3 protein-coding genes are annotated in these 2507 nt (G+C 38.3%); all 3 read right to left on the reverse strand.

Translation table 11 applies throughout. The features are described 5' to 3' along the window. A partial coding sequence (locus AC4PL9_RS15025) for a DUF3179 domain-containing (seleno)protein (RefSeq protein ID WP_491605567.1) occupies positions 1–1144 on the reverse strand: 1144 nt, incomplete at its 3' end. A gap of 11 nt (positions 1145–1155) precedes the next feature. Beyond that, positions 1156–1845, reverse strand: coding sequence for a peroxiredoxin family protein (locus tag AC4PL9_RS15030; RefSeq protein ID WP_491605568.1), 690 nt, complete (start codon positions 1843–1845; stop codon positions 1156–1158). Positions 1846–1916: 71 nt separating this feature from the next. Beyond that, positions 1917–2480, reverse strand: a complete 564-nt coding sequence (locus tag AC4PL9_RS15035) for a Crp/Fnr family transcriptional regulator (protein WP_491605569.1) — start codon at positions 2478–2480, stop codon at positions 1917–1919. Between the last annotated feature and the right edge of the window lie 27 nt (positions 2481–2507).

Here is a 2507-nt window from a genome sequence, read left to right on the forward strand (position 1 = left end):
TACCTAACCGGATTAAAGTACTTTTCGGGTGAAATTTTTTCCAGGAAAACCAGTACTCGTCAGACATTGAAAGGAGAGATAGATTTTCGTTAACTGGACCTGTTATATGCGTTCCGTTAATTGTCCATTCTGTTTTTGAAGAGTTGTCTATTAGCCGTTGTCTTTCATAAACAAGGGATAAGTTGGTTGTAAATCCCACGACGGTATTTTCGACACGTATCAATATGAAATTATGCTGTTCATTCCTGACCGTCTTTTGAGCGAGTACTTCAGATTTCAGATAGACAACTTCTTCACCGGGAGATGCGCTTCTAACTCCGATAACCCGTGTTCTTGAAGGGAATGATTTATCTTTATTTGAAACACCCGGTGTTTTTTCTGAGTTGATTAATTTGTCCCAGATTCCGGGAACAGGGAGTTCGAACTTTTTTAAATCATCGGGTGTTACGATCGCAACTTCCGGATTCTGGAGAGTAGTTTTAACTTCTTTCCATGTCAATATCTGGAAAGGAATCATTTGTAGCTCTGAGGGGTGTAGTTTTCCACGTATTGACTGAAAGGTAGACTGTTGAAAAAAGGTCTTTGTTTTTACGTCTGCCACAATCATGTTTCCTCCCTTAAAGGACCCTACAAATAAGGGGCCTGTTTCGGTGACATCAAACGGAATGATACTCCTGCACATCGCACAGTAGGTTAATGAAACGAGTTTTGTGTTGAACGAGTCGTTCAGAATGTGATGATGAATTAGATAGTCCAGGGGATAGCATTTTGTTTTTCCATCATATTCGATTACTGCCAGCTCCATGTCTTCTTTCATAGGTAAAGCGGTAAGGTTGGTTGTCATTTTCGGAAAATTGACAGCTTTAAAAAAGACCTCCTGGTGTATTTTATACGTTAGAAAAAGCCCCAGTGCGCAAATAATGAGAGGGGTTATTGTCCAAAAGGGAAAAGTGTCTGTCTGAATAAAAATGCTAATTGTCCAAACAAGCAAACCGGTAAATAATAACCAGTTTATGGGTTTTCGAAAATGATAGTGATAGTACGTCCATTGTATGGGGAAGGCTGCTACCATTGTAATATAAATGGCTCCAAATGCAATGATGACTGAAAGAAAAGAAAGGCCGTAAAAAAGCATACTGGTCATATCGTAAGATTTTATAGGGAATCGACTTCTTTGTGTTGTCTGATTAATTGTGGTAAACTGATAAGAAATTCATATAATGCTCTGAAACCGCCAACCATTAGAGTCCTTAGAACGACACTTATTGGTGGTTTTGTAACAGGATAGAAATCCTGTTTTTCAACGAATTGTTCTGTTGGGTTTACAATGGCTTTTTCTAAGGCTTCTATATTTGTCCAGTTCGCTCTGAATTTTATAATCCCATCTGTTCCGATTAGGTATGTCATGTTTGGCATTGCACCATACAGCTGATGTGCTGTGCCCTCCAGGTCGTCAACCAAAACAGTTCTTCTCTCATTATACAGCTTATGTGTAGATTTTGCATTTACCATTTTTTCCTGAAAAGAGGTAACTCCGTTTGTTCTTCCTCCGGGGTGTGCCTCTCTAACATACAGGAGCAAAAAATGTATGGTGGGATATTTTTCTTGTAGAAAGATCATAGATGTTTTGGAGTTGGCATACATAGGACAGGTAATACTACCTGTATCCAAAACAACAGGTTGGTCGAGGTAGTCCGACAGACGAACGGTCCTTCCATCCAAAGTAGTTGCCTTGAAATCGACGTACTTTTCGCCCGGTTTTGGTCCTTTAAAATTCGTGAAATCGTAATCTGTTGCTTTAAAATGCTTGTAATTGTAGGCTAATATATCTTTGTTTGATTCCATAATCTTTTTGCGTAATTACGAGCAAAATTAGACGTATGAAATACTAATTCTTTTAACAAATGATAAAAACGCTATTTCTGTGCACGAATTCTGCTTAATGATACCTGAGTGATTCCAAGATACCCGGATAAGTCACCCAGATTTATTCGTTGAACAATATGAGGGTAATTTAGCACAAAGTTTTCGTACCTTTTCTTCGCGTCTTCTTCCAGCATTTCTTTGATTCTTGCCATCATATTGAGGTTGGCAATGGTGAGAAATTTTCTGTAGAAAGTTTCGAGGGCATGGTGTTTTAGGCAAAGGTTCTCAAATGGGTAAAAGGGGACTACAACCAATTCGGTATCTTCTAAAGCAATAACTTCATACTTTGAATGCCGTTTTGTGTTAGAGCTTTCGAGATCTGTGAACATAGTATTCTCTTCGAAGAAGCGCATAATGAATTGATCGCCATCTGAATGAAACAGCATTTTTACCAGCCCTGAGTTAACAAAAAAGAGTTCCTGACAACGTCTGTTAGGAGAAAAAACGGTTCTTCCTTTTGCGATCATCTTTGTTTCTACGATCTCCAACAATTCTTCTTTTATCTTTTCATCAGGAGCACTGAGTTGACTGATAAAAGAGATGAATGATTCCATTTTTACGTATGTTTATTTTTCTGTTTT

The sequence above is a fragment of the Wandonia sp. genome (assembly GCF_984588085.1).